This is a genomic window from Pollutimonas subterranea (assembly GCF_002849655.1).
GTDB lineage: Bacteria > Pseudomonadota > Gammaproteobacteria > Burkholderiales > Burkholderiaceae_B > Pollutimonas > Pollutimonas subterranea.
On sequence record NZ_PDNW01000021.1, the window covers coordinates 35,606 to 49,281 of the forward strand.

General features: G+C 56.2%; 11 protein-coding genes. 3 read left to right on the plus strand and 8 right to left on the minus strand.

Features of this window, described 5'->3' with window-relative positions; all coding sequences use genetic code 11:
• Positions 1-24: 24 nt before the first annotated feature.
• A complete protein-coding gene (locus CR159_RS18505) occupies positions 25-1,296 on the plus strand; it encodes an OmpP1/FadL family transporter (protein ID WP_102075437.1) in 1,272 nt (423 codons plus the stop codon).
• Positions 1,297-1,384: 88 nt separating this feature from the next.
• On the opposite strand, the gene CR159_RS18510 is transcribed toward CR159_RS18505, so the two are convergent.
• A complete protein-coding gene (locus CR159_RS18510; protein WP_233208398.1) occupies positions 1,385-2,407 on the minus strand; it encodes a chemotaxis protein CheB in 1,023 nt (340 codons plus the stop codon).
• A 182-nt stretch (positions 2,408-2,589) separates the two neighbouring features.
• On the opposite strand from CR159_RS18510, the gene CR159_RS18515 reads away from it, so the two are divergent.
• On the plus strand, positions 2,590-4,254 hold the full coding sequence (locus tag CR159_RS18515; protein WP_102075439.1) for an AMP-binding protein: 1,665 nt from the start codon (positions 2,590-2,592) through the stop codon (positions 4,252-4,254).
• Between the two features lie 18 nt (positions 4,255-4,272).
• Here CR159_RS18515 and CR159_RS18520 read toward each other — a convergent pair whose 3' ends face one another.
• From CR159_RS18520 to CR159_RS18550, 7 genes are all read right to left on the minus strand, one after another.
• The gene (locus CR159_RS18520) at positions 4,273-4,920 is read right to left on the minus strand and encodes a 3-oxoacid CoA-transferase subunit B (RefSeq protein ID WP_102075440.1); all 648 of its coding nucleotides are present in this window, start codon (positions 4,918-4,920) and stop codon (positions 4,273-4,275) included.
• A gap of 8 nt (positions 4,921-4,928) precedes the next feature.
• Positions 4,929-5,609: a 3-oxoacid CoA-transferase subunit A gene (locus CR159_RS18525; protein WP_102075441.1), complete on the minus strand. Its 681-nt coding sequence runs from the start codon at positions 5,607-5,609 to the stop codon at positions 4,929-4,931.
• A 54-nt stretch (positions 5,610-5,663) separates the two neighbouring features.
• The gene (locus tag CR159_RS18530) at positions 5,664-6,434 is read right to left on the minus strand and encodes an SDR family oxidoreductase (RefSeq protein ID WP_102075442.1); all 771 of its coding nucleotides are present in this window, start codon (positions 6,432-6,434) and stop codon (positions 5,664-5,666) included.
• A 23-nt stretch (positions 6,435-6,457) separates the two neighbouring features.
• Positions 6,458-7,636, minus strand: coding sequence for an acetyl-CoA C-acyltransferase (locus CR159_RS18535; RefSeq protein WP_102075443.1), 1,179 nt, complete (start codon positions 7,634-7,636; stop codon positions 6,458-6,460).
• 39 nt (positions 7,637-7,675) lie between these two features.
• On the minus strand, positions 7,676-9,763 hold the full coding sequence (locus CR159_RS18540; protein ID WP_102075444.1) for a 3-hydroxyacyl-CoA dehydrogenase NAD-binding domain-containing protein: 2,088 nt from the start codon (positions 9,761-9,763) through the stop codon (positions 7,676-7,678).
• Between the two features lie 87 nt (positions 9,764-9,850).
• Positions 9,851-10,642 carry an IclR family transcriptional regulator gene (locus CR159_RS18545; RefSeq protein WP_102075445.1) on the minus strand — a complete coding sequence of 264 codons (792 nt, stop codon included), beginning with the start codon at positions 10,640-10,642 and terminating at the stop codon, positions 9,851-9,853.
• Positions 10,643-10,676: 34 nt separating this feature from the next.
• Positions 10,677-11,639 carry a tripartite tricarboxylate transporter substrate binding protein gene (locus CR159_RS18550; RefSeq protein ID WP_102075446.1) on the minus strand — a complete coding sequence of 321 codons (963 nt, stop codon included), beginning with the start codon at positions 11,637-11,639 and terminating at the stop codon, positions 10,677-10,679.
• A 213-nt stretch (positions 11,640-11,852) separates the two neighbouring features.
• On the opposite strand from CR159_RS18550, the gene CR159_RS18555 reads away from it, so the two are divergent.
• Positions 11,853-13,661, plus strand: a complete 1,809-nt coding sequence (locus tag CR159_RS18555) for an acyl-CoA dehydrogenase family protein (protein ID WP_102075447.1) — start codon at positions 11,853-11,855, stop codon at positions 13,659-13,661.
• The last annotated feature ends 15 nt before the right edge of the window (positions 13,662-13,676 follow it).

A 13,676-nucleotide genomic window follows, 5' to 3' on the forward strand; every position in this document is an offset into this window, starting at 1 on the left:
ATGTGATTTAACTGGAGGTGGGACATGAAAAAAGTACTATCGTCGATACGTATTATTTCGGCAGTCGTAGCCGGGCTTGGCGCTGCAAACGTCCATGCAGCGGGGTTCCAGATAATGGAGCAAAACGCCAGTGGCCTGGGCAACGCCTATGCAGGCTCCGGAGCCATAGCGGAAAACGCCAGCACCATTTACTACAATCCTGCGGGGATGACGCGCTTGCCAGGTGTAAATGTATCGGCCGGGATCACCGCAATCCGCCCATCGTTCAAGTTCGAGAACGACGGCAGCAGGGTACCCGGCGCGACCGGCTCAAACGGCGGCGATGCGGGTTCATGGGCCGCCGTGCCTAACGCCTACATCTCGTGGGAACTGACTCCTCGCTGGTACCTTGGCCTGGGCATTGGGGCGCCGTTCGGCCTGATGACCGAGTACGACGACGACAATTGGACAGGCCGGTATCACTCCAAGAAGTTTGACATTAAGACCATCAATGTGAACCCCTCGATCGCTTACAAGGTCAACGACCGTCTTTCGCTGGGAGCCGGCGTCAACTGGATGCACCTGGATGCGGAATTCAGCCGGGCCGTCCCTGCAATCGGTCCGGTCGGATACATGGGCGACCTCGATGCCACGGTGAAGCTCAAGGGCGACGGCTGGGGTTGGAACCTGGGCGCGCAGTACCAAGTCACACCTGAAACCCGAATCGGGCTGTCTTATCGATCCAAGGTTAAGATTGACCCGGACGGTACAACCAAGCTGAGCAATCACAATGTGCCGGCGCCGATACCTGCCCGCAGCGTAAACGCGGCCACCTCGGTAGAACTTCCAGATTCGGCAATTCTCAGCGTGGTACATGACCTCAACAGCCAGTGGCAGCTCCTTGCCGACGTTTCCTGGACAGGGTGGAGCAGCATCCAATCCCTGGACATTGATAACGGCGCACTGGGCCAAGACAGCCTGGACCTTCGCTTCCGCGATACATGGCGCATCGCCCTGGGCGTCAACTACAAGCTGGATCAGCAATGGACACTCAAGGGCGGCGTCGCCTGGGATCAATCCCCTATCGATTCGGACACCTATCGTCCCACATCACTGCCCGACAATAACCGCTACTGGGTCTCGGTGGGCGCGCAATATAACTTCAATGACCGTACTACCGTCGACGTGGGCTATACCCATTTGTTTCTGAAGAGCACGTCGATCAACAACGATACCGATGCGACCAAAGGAACCGTACGAGGCAACTATAAATCCAACGCCAACCTGATCGGGGTGCAAGTGTCGCATCGCTTCTGATTGCGTAATGAGAGTCGGGAACACCATGGTCGGGTCGACCATGGTCTACCGGTACGCCAGACAGCGGGCATATAGGCGACGAACAGGCTCACGTCTCGGGATCATGGCCAAAAAAGTCGGCGTCAAGCACCAGTTCACGCAATGGCTTTAATCTGTTTTCCGCATCGTCAGCCAAACGGCGACATCGCTCCGCTCCTTGCGGTACGCCGGCTTTCTCTGAAATATCAGCCATTTGCCGCAGCAGCATCATGCGCTCTTCAAGGGCCCTCAACGTGTCCCACAGGCCGGAGTCGATCGCGGCATTAACCTCGGCGATAAGCGTTTTGAGCGAGAACGCATGGCCGGTGTGGCATCGAAACCTGATGACCGATCCTTCCTCGATCTGGACCAGGACACCATGGCAGTCGGGACAGGTATATCTCGACACTTTCCCGAGATCCATCACGCCTGCCCGAATGCCGTTGCCTGCCGTGGCGATTTGGTTTTCGATAATATGCCGTTTTTCGACGGATACCTTGACGGGACTTTCGATCGGAATTTTCACCATGGCGGCAATCTGCTGCGCCAGCGTCTCAAGAGGGCCGACAAAATCCACGTCGACATGCCTGATGGCGCTCTCAGGCATGGAAGCGTACATTGCCTGCGCGGGCTCCTGGACCAGCGCGCGTCCGCCGTGGTCCTTGATCGCCCACAGTCCTGCCGTACCATCGTCAAGGGCGCCGCTCAACCGCGCTCCAGTAACACGAGGACCGTAGACAATTGCCGCCGAACGGAACAGGACATCGATCGCGGGCCTTACCCGGCACTCCTTGGGTCCGCGGGTAATCCGGATACCGTACTCATCGAGCATCAGGTGACGATCGGCAGACGCCACGTATATCGTTCCAGCCTCAAGTGCCTGGCCATCTTCGGCTACAACCACCGGCATCGGTGTCAGCCTAGCCAGGATACGATGAAGCTGGCTGGGCGTATGGGCTGGGATATGAAGTACTACAAGTATGGCCGCCGGCAGGTCGGGGGGCAAATGGCGAAACAACACCGTAAGCGCCTCGACTCCACCCGCCGACGCGCCCATGACGACAATATTTCGCATTCGAGCGTCTAGTGTCATGTTATCCATACCCTCCCTGTCGAAGATACTTCGACGCCGGATACTGAATGTCGGCGCACGGAGAAAGCAGCACATCCTATGCCAGATACTTTGAGGTGGCGCCGACGAATCAAACTACTGTTCTCGTGAGGCGTTGGAGAGGCAGTCGGTTATGCTATCGACACGTATATCGGGGAGACATCATGGAACGCATCTGGCTTGATCATTACCCGCCGGGCATACCGGCCGACATCACCGACCAGGCGAACGCCTATGGTTCGCTCGTGGCCATGTTCGAGGAAAGCTGTACGCGGTTCTCGGAAAACACCGCTTACAACAGCATGGGCACGACGCTGAGCTATGCCGAACTGGACACCCATTCACGCCATTTCGCGGCATGGCTTCAGGCCATCGGTGTGCAAAAAGGCGATCGCGTGGCATTGATGCTGCCCAACGTGCTGCAGTACCCGATCTGCCTGTTCGGGGCTCTACGTGCCGGCGCCGTGGTCGTCAATACCAACCCGCTCTATACCGCCGCCGAACTGACGCATCAGTTATCCGACTCGGGTGCTGCAACAATCATCATCGCCGAGAACTTTGCCGCCACCCTGGAGAAAGCGCTGCCCGACACCGCAATCAAGAATATTGTCGTTACCTCGATAGGCGAGATGCTGGGTACAGTCAAAGGCGCAATTACCAACCTGGTTGTCCGGCACGTGAAGAAGTTGGTTCCCCCGTGGAAGCTGCCCGGTACGATAAGCCTGAAGCAGGCACTCAAGGCCGGCAAGGAAGCGTCATATAAACCCGTGACGCTCGGCCATGGCGACCTGGCATGCCTGCAGTACACAGGCGGCACGACTGGAGTGGCAAAAGGCGCCATGCTTACACACGGCAACCTGGTTTCCAACGTATGCCAGGCCCATGCCTGGGTCAAGCCTTATACAAGCGAAGGCAAGGAATGCATCATTACAGCCTTGCCTCTCTACCATATCTTTGCGCTGACAGCCAATTGCCTGACCTTCATGAAACTGGGCGCGGAAAACCTGCTCGTCATTAACGCGCGCGACATTCCCGACCTGATCAAGAACATGGGCAAGGTCAAGTTCACCGCCATCACCGGCGTGAATACTCTGTTCAATGCCCTGCTTAACAATCCTGAATTTGCCAAGCTTGATTTTTCGTCGTTGCAGCTTACGCTGGGTGGCGGGATGGCGGTGCAGGAAGTCATCGCGCAGCGCTGGTTAAAGACCACCGGCAAGCCTTTGGCCCAGGCCTATGGCCTTACCGAGACCTCGCCTGCCGTTACGATCAATCCCCTGGACAAGGTGACGTTCAACGGATCGATAGGTCTACCGGTGCCATCCACCGAAATCTCCATACGGGACGACCAGGGAAAGGAGCAAGCCCAGGGTGAAAGCGGGGAAATCTGTGTGCGGGGGCCCCAAGTGACGCCCGGATACTGGAACCGCCCGGACGAGACCGAAAAAGCGTTCGAACCAGACGGATTCCTGCGCACCGGCGATATCGGCTATGTCAATCCCGAAGGCTACGTCTTTATCCTGGATCGCAAGAAAGACATGATCCTGGTATCGGGATTCAATGTCTACCCCAATGAGGTCGAAGCGGTTGCCATGCAGCATCCGGATGTCCGGGAGGCGGCAGCCATTGGCGTACCCGACGAACATTCCGGCGAGGTCGTAAAGCTGTTTGTCATCCGCAAGAACAATACGCTTACTGAAGAAGCGCTTATCAAGCACTGTCGCAGCATGCTCACCGGCTACAAGGCGCCCAAATCAGTCGAGTTCCGGGACGATTTTCCACGCACCAACGTGGGCAAGATTCTGCGGCGTGAGCTAAGAATGCCGTAGCGGCACAGGAAACCGCAACTATTGCGCAACAGGAAAATGTAGGACCGCTCCTGTCAGGGACTGGAGTTCCTCATCAGAGATATCGACTAATTTTTCTATAACTTGCATCCCCTGGGGCGCTGACTCGATAACGGCTAAGTCGGTGTAAACGCGAGACACAACACCCAACCCTGTAACCGGCAATGTACATTTCTCGACGATCTTAGGTGTGCCGTCTTTGGCATTGTGCTCCATCAGGATAAACACCTTTTTGGCGCCCACCGCCAAGTCCATGGCACCGCCTACAGCAGGGGGCTCTCCTGGCCTGCCCAGCGACCAATTCGCCAGGTCACCCGTCGACGACACTTGCATGCCGCCCATTATGCATAGGTCCAAATGGCCGCCACGCATAATGGCGAACGAGTCGACATGGTGGAAAAAAGCACCGCCTGTCAACAGGGTGACGGGCTTTTTTCCGGCATTGATCATTTCCAGATCAATTTCGTTTTCTGGAGCTGACGGGCCCATACCCAATATGCCATTTTCGCTGTGCAGCAAGATTTCGTCAGCAGGATCCAGGTAGTTTGCTACTAGTTCCGGCATGCCGATGCCGATATTGACGTAGCTGCCCGGTGCGATGTCCTTGGCTAGGCGTTGAGCCATTTGTTGGCGTGTCAGTCTCTGCATAGCCTGCCTCAGCTTGAAATTTGTGGATTTGGAATTTCGACCACGCGGTTAACAAAAATGCCTGGCGTAACAATGTTCTCGGGATCCAGCTCGCCCAGTTCCACTTTTTGCTTGACTTGAACGATGGTCGTCTTTGCCGCCATGCACATGACCGGACCGAAGTTCCGGGCTGCTTTGCGATAAACCAGGTTCCCCCAGCGATCACCCTTTTGCGCCAGCACCAGGGCGAAATCACCGCGGATGGGGGACTCAAACACATAAAACTCGCCATCGATTTCGCGCACTTCTTTACCCTTAGCTAAATCGGTGCCGTAGCTGGTGCGCGTGAAAAATCCGCCGATACCGGCCCCGGCTGCGTGCAGACGCTCGGCAATAGTGCCCTGCGGCACGCATTCCAGCTCGATCCGGCCTTCTTTATACATTTGATTGAATACATGCGAATGGCTTGCCTTGGGGAAAGAACAAATCATTTTCCGCACCCGTCCGGCCTTGATCAACGCAGCCAGACCCACTTCGAAATTGCCCGCATTGTTATTGACGATGGTCAGGTCGGTCGCCCCCTGATCTATCAAGGCATGGAGCAATTCGGTCGGATGCCCGGCCCCCCCGAATCCCCCTACCAATACGGTCGCACCGTCGAACACATCGACCACGGCCTCATGCGCATTGTCCACAAACTTGTTTACCATTACTTGCTCTTGTCCCTACTGTTGAATTCACCTATGGTTATCGCCAGAGGCTATTTACGCGCTTGCCCCGCCATCAATTACTATGGCCTGGCCCGTAATATGGCGGGAAGCCTCCGAAGCCAGGAATATTGCGACGCCTTTCAGATCGTCTTCGCCCCCTATGCGTCCCAACGGGATACGGTCCAGCAGGCTTTGGCCCAACTGCTCGATCAGATTGTCAGCCAACTTTGACGAAAAAAACCCGGGGCAAATCGCGTTGACGTTGATGTTGTGTTGGCCCCATTCGCAGGCCAGGGTGCGGGTGAAATTGACTGCAGCCGCCTTGGAGGTGTTGTAGCCTATGGTAGTAACGCCCTTCACCGTACCGCGCAGCCCGGCTGCTGAGGCGATATTTATGATCTTACCGTGTTGCCGCGGGATCATCACGCGCTTGCCGACTTCGCGGCACAAATAGAATAGTGCATTGATATTCAGGTCCATCAGCTTGTGCCACGCGGCATCGGGGTAGTCTTCGGCCGGAGCGCCCCAGGTCGCGCCCGCGTTATTCACCAGAATATCGATAGTGCCATAGTGCTCCAGAACCTGATCCACCATACCCGGTATGGTATCGAACTGAGCCAGATTGTTGACAATGGCAATCACTTCGACGCCCCGCTGTTCCAAGTGGGCGCGGGCCTCTTCCAGTTCTTGGGGCTTACGTGCCGTAATGGCCAGCTTGCAGCCCATTTCACCTAGCGCCTCGGCAATTTGCAGTCCCAGGCCACGCGAACCACCGGTAATCAGGGCCACCTGGCCGTCTAGTTTGAACAGTTCCTTCACGCTCATATCATTTTCCTGTTTTGCGTGGCTCAAGCGACTTCGAACAGGCCAGCCGCGCCTTGGCCGCCGCCTATGCACATTGTTACCACCACATACTTGGCTCCGCGGCGCTTTCCCTCGATCAGGGCATGGCCGGTAAGCCGGCTGCCCGACACGCCATACGGATGGCCTACGGCGATAGCTCCGCCATTCACGTTGAGGAGTTCGTCGGGGATGCCCAGCCGGTCGCGACAATACAGCACCTGGCAGGCAAAGGCTTCATTCAGTTCCCACAAGCCGATGTCATGCATCTTCAAGCCGTTTCTTTCGAGCAGGCGAGGCACGGCAAATACCGGGCCTATGCCCATTTCATCAGACTCGCAGCCGGCCACTGCAAAGCCTCGGAAAATACCCAATGGCTGCAAGCCTTTGCGCTCCGCCAGTTTCGCATCCATGACGACGCAAGCTGAAGCGCCATCGGAAAATTGGCTGGCATTGCCGGCGGTAATCACACCACCAGGGAAGACGGGTCGTATTTTCGACACCCCTTCGAGCGTAGTGTCTGCGCGTATGCCTTCGTCGGCAGCAATGGTGACTTGACGCGTGCTGATTCGCCCCGTGGCCTTGTCGACGATGCCCATATTGGTGGTCATGGGCACGATTTCATCGTTGAACAGCCCCGCCGCCTGAGCCGCCGCAGCGCGCTGCTGACTGCGCGCTCCGTATTCATCTTGGGCATCTCGGGAAATCCCATAGCGCTTGGCTACGGTTTCGGCGGTTTGCAACATGTTCCAGTACAGTTCAGGCTTGTGCTCGATCAGCCAGGGATCGCGGCGCATGTGCATATTGGCTTCGTTCTGCACACAAGAGATGCTTTCCACGCCGCCAGCCACCATCACCGGAACTTGCTCGGTCATCACACGCTGCGCCGCCAATGCAATGGCTTGCAAACCGGACGAACAAAAACGATTGATGCTCAAGCCGGCTGTCGTGACCGGCAGGCCGGCCCGCAACGCGATGGCCCGGGCAATATTGCCGCCAGTCGTGCCTTCAAGGTTCGTCGCACCCATGATGACATCTTCGACCTCGGCCGGGTCAATACCGGCGCGCGCCACGGCATGCTCGACGGCATGTCCGCCCAACGTGGCACCGTAGGTCATGTTGAATGCGCCCCGCCATGATCTGGCTAGGCCTGTCCTGGCGGTTGAGACAATAACTGCTTCTTTCATTCTGCCCTCACTATGCTTAACGCAGTGCTGTTCTATGGTTTACTTGAGCGCCTGGCCAGGCTCGGCGCATTGCAGCAACCGGGCTGGCTGCCAGAATTCCGCAGCCTTATCAGACTGGGCCGCGAAGCCCCGCATCGATCGCACGACATTGAACAGGCCAATCTGCTGCGCATAATGCATGGGACCGCCGCGATGCAAAGGAAAGCCGTAGCCGCTCAGGTAAACCACATCAATATCGGAAGCCCGCAAGGCAATGCCTTCTTCGAGTATCTTGGCGCCTTCATTGACTAGGGCATACACACAGCGCTCAACGATCTCACGATCGGTATAGGTTCTGGTTGTGATGCCTTTTTCGGCACGATAATCTTCAATAATCTTGTCGACCGCAGGATCCACGATGGGCGTGCGGTTGCCCGTTTCATAGCGGTACCAACCCGCTCCCGCTTTTTGTCCGTAGCGGCCTGTCTCGCAGAGCCGGTCAGCCACCGCAGAAAAATCAGCATCCGGATTTTCTGTCTGGCGGCGCTTGCGTATTGCCCAGCCTATGTCCAGTCCAGCTAAATCGCCCATCCGATATGGCCCCATGGCGAAACCAAAAGCTTCCAGTGCCTTGTCAATGGATTCGGGCGATGCGCCGCCCAGCAAGAGCTCTTCCGAGGCGGCGCGATAGCTGTTCAACATCCGATTACCGATAAAGCCGTCACAAACGCCTGACACGACTGGCTTCTTGTTAATTTTCTTAGCCAGCGCAATAGAAGTAGCCAGCACGTCTTTGGCAGTCTTGGCGCCCCGCACGATTTCCAGCAGCTTCATGACGTTGGCCGGACTAAAAAAATGCAGACCGATGACGTCTTCGGGGCGTTTGGTCAAAGCGGCGATCGCGTCCACATTGAGCGTAGAGGTATTCGAAGCCAGAATAGCGCCCGGCTTGACGACCGCGTCCAACGCCTTGAATACTTTTTCCTTCACGCCGAGTTCTTCAAACACGGCTTCGATCACCAGATCGACGTCCACCAGGTCTTCGTAGCGCAACGTGGTGCTTAGCAAAGCCATGCGCTCATCAAGCTGCTCCTGCGTCAGGCGGCCACGCTTCATACTGTTTTCGTAGTTGCGCCTTATGGTGCCAACGCCACGGTCCAGTGCGGCCTGCTCGGCCTCGAGCAACATGACTGGAATGCCGGCGTTCAGGAAATTCATGCTGATGCCGCCGCCCATGGTGCCCGCGCCGATTACTCCTACCTTGTGAATATCGCGCAGCGGCGTATCGGCGGGCACGTCGGGGATTTTGGTGGCTGCACGCTCAGCCGCAAATACATGCCGCAACGCCAATGATTCGGGCGAATTCATCAGTTGCAAGAACAATTTACGTTCGTTGGCCAGACCTTGATCGAAAGGCAAAGACGCGCTGCCGGCAACCGCTTCCAGGCATAGGCGCGGTGCCGGCTGATGCTTGCTGGCTGCGGCAATATTCTTTCGGGCGACTTGCAGGAAAGCCTGAGCGTCAGGTTGCGTCACGTTCAGGTCGCGAATGCGTTTCAAAGGTGTACTCTGGCGCACGAGTTCTTTTGCGAATTCAGTGGCGGCTTCAACCACCGACGTCTCGACCACACGGTCAAACAAAGGCGTATCGGCCAGCGTAGACGCCTTGACAATAGACCCCGTGACAATCATGTCCAGCGCCGTTTCCAGGCCCAGCACGCGTGGCAAGCGCTGGGTTCCGCCACCGCCCGGCAAGAGTCCTAGGTTGACCTCCGGCAGGCCGACTTTGGCCTGGGCGGCAGCCACGCGAAAATGGGCCCCCAGAGCCAACTCCAGGCCACCCCCCAGGCACACGCCATCAATGGCTGCAACCACCGGCTTGCTTACCTGCTCGAGCACTTCAATGACGGTTCTAAGCGTGGGCTGCCAACCTGATTTGGGCGTGCCGAACTCGGTAATATCGGCGCCGCCGGAAAAAGCGCGCTCATTTCCTGTGAGGACGATGGCTGCGACCGCGGCATCGCCTTGAGCCTGATCCAACGCTTCGACTATGCCTTTGCGCACCGCAAAGCCTAGACCATTGACGGGTGGATTTTGTAGGGTGATGCGGGCAATTCCGTCCACCACGTCGTAAAGTACAAGACTCATTAGCTTAGGCTCCGTGCAGTTTCAATTTAATCGTAGTTCTAATATGTAGAATTACTGTTTGTTAGGCGATCTTTAGGCAAGGAGATGCTATCTCCCTGTGGATTCTTTCAGCTTTTGCACGAGATCGAGCAGCCTGGGCCTGACATCGTTGATCAGGAAGTCACTGGATAACTGAGAAGCCGGGCCACCACAATTGATGGCCATCACAGGAAAGTTTCCGCCCAACCTGACCCCAACGGCAATACCATTGACGTCTTTATTCCAATCGCCAAACGAGCAGGTACACCCAAGGCGGTGGTAATCAAGCAGTGACTGTTCAATACCATGCACAATCGCCTGGCTGGCCTGCTCGTCTAGTTCTCGCACGCGCTCGATGATTTCCAGACGTTCTTGATCCGTAGCTTCTGCCAGATAGGCGCGCCCGATAGCGGACGTTGCAATGGGTATGCGCGACCCCACGTCCATGCTTAAGGTCAGAGCCGCCCTGCTACGGCTATTCTCGATATAGAGCATCGACAAGCGATCACGCACCCCCAGTGTTACCATGCCTTGAGAAAAATCAGCCACTTCTTGCATCCAGGGCTTAGCCACCTGGCCGATATCCAACTTTGCCAGCATGCCCACGCCCAGCGCCAAGGTAGCGACACCCAGGCAATACTTGCCGCTGTTTTCGTCGGTCGCGAGATAACCTAGGCGAATAAGGGTAGACGTCAGCCGGGAAACTGTCGACTTGGGCAAGCCACAGCTTTTAGCGATCTCCTGATTGCTCAATACCTTGTTACCCGAACGGAAACACGCCAGTACCTCAAGCCCGCGGGCAAGCGCCGTCACAAAGTGACGGTCTTGCGCCCTTTGCATTTCAATACCGGCAGGTGCCATTCGTGTGCTCTCGCGCTGTTGAGTCACGATCTCGTCAGTCGTTTAATCCCAGGCTCTGGATAATGTCCTTTTCCGCCTTAAAGGTGGTTTCGGCAAATTTTGTGTAGGTTTGATTGTCCATGTAGAAGGTTCGTACACCATAGTTCTCGAGTACCTTCTTGAAGGCTGGGTCGCTCATCGCAGTCTTAACGGCTTTGTCTAGTTTATCGACGATATCTTGCGGCATCCCCTTCGGACCAGCCAGACCCAATGGCGAAGGCACTTCAACATTGAAGCCGGCTTCCTTCATGGTGGGGACGTGCGAGAAAGCCTCGGGGCGTACATCAGCCGCGGTGGCCAAGACGCGAACTTTTCCGGACTGCATGAAAGGAAGGACGCTATTGGTGACCACAGCGACCTGGGTGTGTCCGCCTAATAAAGAGGCGATGGCTTCGCTATCGCCTTTATAAGGGACATGTACGAACTTTATGCCATCGTCTTTGCCGAGCTTGGCCAGCACCACCTGATTTCCCGTAAAGCGGCCAGGCGTACCATATTCGATGCCACCAGGATTCTTTTTGGCGAAGCTGACCATGTCATTGATGGTCTTGAAAGGCGAGTCGGCAGCTACCGTAACCATAAAGTCGTAAGTCAGGAACGAAGCGATATAGGTCAGATCACGGATAGGATCGTAGCGGGTCTTTTGCAGATAAGGCTGGCGAAAAATACCAACCGGCGCCATGGTAAGCCGATAACCGTCCGGCTTGGTGTTCATCATTTCTATCACGCCCATGGAGCCAGCTGCTCCCGGTTTGTTTTCAATAACAACCGGTTGCTTGAGTTGGCGCCCCAGGCTTTCGCCCAGCGCTCGCCCGACAACATCCGTGGTTCCACCGGGACCATAGGGCACGATGATGGTGATGGGCTTGTTTGGGTAGACGTCCTGGGCCTGAACCGCCGCAACAGGCGCTATGCTTGCTATTAACCCTGCGAATACTAGCGTTTCAAATTTGTTCATGTATGTCTCCTCTTTGTTTATTGGCAGTGGTGGCCTCGTTTGGTAGAAACGGGCCGATTGGGACGGTGAATGCACCGTACTCCCGCTCTATTTTATGTTCCGTAGTACAGAATACTATGCTGTATCGCAGATCGAATCAACGTAAAAAGATGCTAGCATGGACATTTCCTCCCATTTACGCTCAATCAATTCCGCTATGCAGAACCGAACGCTATGAATTCATCGCTCAATTCACTATTGATCAATCGCATCGATCTTGACTTTCTCCTCAACGATGTACTCCAGAGCGGGCTGCTTCTCGAACGGGATCGCTATGCAGACCATTCCAGCGAAACTTTTACCGCCACCATCGATACCGCGCAAAAACTGGCACAGGAGCTATTTGCTCCGCATAACCGTAAAGCCGACGAAAACGAACCGCATTTCGATGGTGTGACGGTCAAGACGCTGCCGGAGATAAAAGCAGCAGTAGTGGCTTTTGCGCAGGCGGGCTTCCTGGCCGCCACCCATGATTATGGGTTGGACGGCATGCAACTACCCGTCACTATTTCGCAATCTTGCCTAGCCTTGTTTCGCGCCGCCAATGTGAGCACCTCAGCGTATTGTTTCCTGACAGCCGCCAACGCCAACCTGATCCGCAGCTTTGGCACGGATGAGCAAAAACGCCGCTATTTGCCTGCGTTATTACAAGGCCGCTGGTTCGGCACCATGGCGCTGACCGAGCCGCAGGCAGGTTCGTCGGTCTCCGACCTGCGCTGTACCGCTACCCCCCAAGCCGATGGCCGTTACCTAATCAAAGGCCAGAAAATTTTCATTTCAGGCGGCGATCATGACTTGGGTGAAAACATCATCCACCTGGTGTTGGCCCGCCTGCCCGACGCACCACTCGGTTCCAAGGGTCTTTCGCTGTTCATCGTGCCCAAGTTTCGCGTTAATGCCGACGGCCTGGCCGGCGAGCCGAACGATGTCGCGCTGGCCGGCCTGATCCATAAGATGGGCTATCGGGGCACCACATCCGCCATGCTCAATTTTGGCGAACAAGACGCGTGCATGGGCGAACTGATAGGCGAGCCAGGCATGGGGCTCAACTGCATGTTCCATATGATGAACGAAGCTCGCATCGGAGTTGGTATGGGAGCCAGCATGCTCGCTTATACTGCCTATCTGCACGCGCTGGACTACGCCAAGAACCGTGAACAAGGCCGCCTAATAGGGCAGAATGACCCAGCCAGCCCGCCTGTCGCTATTATCGAACATGCCGATGTGCGGCGCATGCTGCTCACGCAGAAATCCTATGTAGAAGGCGCACTGCATCTATGCCTGTACGCCGCGCGTCTCGTCGACGACGAGAGAACGCAGCCCGATGAGGATGCTCGCCGCGAAGCGGCACAGGTCCTGGCCCTGCTCATTCCCATCGTTAAATCATGGCCAGCCCGTTATGGCCTTGCCGCCAACGATCTGGCGATCCAGGTATACGGCGGCTATGGCTACACTCGAGAATACCCCGTTGAGCAGTTCTACCGTGACAACCGTCTGAACCAATTGCACGAGGGCACGCATGGCATTCAGAGTTTGGATCTGCTGAACCGTAAAGTAGGTATGAAAGAAGGCCTGCCGTTACGTCAATTGCACGCGCGCGTATTAGCCACCATTGATCGTGCACATCAGGTGGCCGGCCTTAAATCCCATGCAGATCAGTTGCAGACGGCTTGGCAAGAACTATTACGTACAACAGAAGTGCTACTGGCTGCCGCCAGCGAAGACCTGCGCAAAGCCAGCGCGAACTCGGCCGCCTACCTCGACCTGTTCGGCCATCATGTATTAGCCTGGCTATGGCTGGAACAGGCGGTAGCCGCCCATGCCCTGCTGGAACACCAGCCTCATATGGCAGATTTCTACCAAGGCAAACTCGCTGCTTGCACCTGGTTTTATCATACTGAACTCGCGACCACCCAGCCACAACACCTGTTGCTGCGCGATATCGAACGCCATGCATTGAACGTCAAGGCGGAATGGCTCTAATAGGGGCTTTTGCAC

Bases quoted from the DNA above. Each gene is read 5' to 3' on its own strand.
- CR159_RS18505 (WP_102075437.1), top strand. From the start codon at position 25: ATGAAAAAAGTACTATCGTCGATACGTATTATTTCGGCAGTCGTAGCC.
- CR159_RS18510 (WP_233208398.1), bottom strand. From the start codon at position 2,407: ATGACACTAGACGCTCGAATGCGAAATATTGTCGTCATGGGCGCGTCG.
- CR159_RS18515 (WP_102075439.1), top strand. From the start codon at position 2,590: ATGGAACGCATCTGGCTTGATCATTACCCGCCGGGCATACCGGCCGAC.
- CR159_RS18520 (WP_102075440.1), bottom strand. From the start codon at position 4,920: ATGCAGAGACTGACACGCCAACAAATGGCTCAACGCCTAGCCAAGGAC.
- CR159_RS18525 (WP_102075441.1), bottom strand. From the start codon at position 5,609: ATGGTAAACAAGTTTGTGGACAATGCGCATGAGGCCGTGGTCGATGTG.
- CR159_RS18530 (WP_102075442.1), bottom strand. From the start codon at position 6,434: ATGAGCGTGAAGGAACTGTTCAAACTAGACGGCCAGGTGGCCCTGATT.
- CR159_RS18535 (WP_102075443.1), bottom strand. From the start codon at position 7,636: ATGAAAGAAGCAGTTATTGTCTCAACCGCCAGGACAGGCCTAGCCAGA.
- CR159_RS18540 (WP_102075444.1), bottom strand. From the start codon at position 9,763: ATGAGTCTTGTACTTTACGACGTGGTGGACGGAATTGCCCGCATCACC.
- CR159_RS18545 (WP_102075445.1), bottom strand. From the start codon at position 10,642: ATGGCACCTGCCGGTATTGAAATGCAAAGGGCGCAAGACCGTCACTTT.
- CR159_RS18550 (WP_102075446.1), bottom strand. From the start codon at position 11,639: ATGAACAAATTTGAAACGCTAGTATTCGCAGGGTTAATAGCAAGCATA.
- CR159_RS18555 (WP_102075447.1), top strand. From the start codon at position 11,853: ATGAATTCATCGCTCAATTCACTATTGATCAATCGCATCGATCTTGAC.